Raw genomic sequence first — 405 nt, 5'->3', positions numbered from 1 at the left:
GACCTGGCCCGCGAGGCGCTGCTGCGCTCCTACCGCGCCGATGAATGGGCGGCCTGGTTCGGCGCGGCCGGCGTGCCCTGCCCGGTGGTGCGCGGCACGGTCTTCGATTCGTCCCTGGCGCTGGCGGAAGCTGCGGCCCAGGGTGCGGGCGTGGCGCTGCTGCCGGCGCGGCTGTTCGAGCGCGAACTGCGCCAGGGGCGGCTGGTGCGGCCCTTTGGCGCCGAGATCGCGCTGGGCGCCTACTGGCTCACGCGCCTGCGCTCGCGCGCGCCCTCGGCGGGCCTGGCGGCATTCCGCGACTGGCTGCTTCATGCCTGCACGGAGAACCGGCCGGCAGTGGATACCGCGCCGGCCATGCCCTGACGCCGCACCGCTGCCACGCTGCCACGCTCCACGGCCCACGGC

At 76.3% G+C, this 405-nt stretch carries 1 protein-coding gene; it reads left to right on the top strand.

Annotated features, from left to right (window positions below; translation table 11 throughout):
- A partial coding sequence (locus tag GVL52_RS32485; protein WP_244619358.1) for a LysR substrate-binding domain-containing protein occupies positions 1–363 on the top strand: 363 nt, incomplete at its 5' end.
- Positions 364–405: the final 42 nt, after the last annotated feature.

Source organism: Rhizobium sp. 18055 (assembly GCF_902706285.1).
Lineage (GTDB): Bacteria > Pseudomonadota > Alphaproteobacteria > Rhizobiales > Rhizobiaceae > Rhizobium.
The sequence above is the reverse complement of the archived record's forward strand: the minus strand, read 5'-3'. Positions and strand labels throughout refer to the sequence as shown.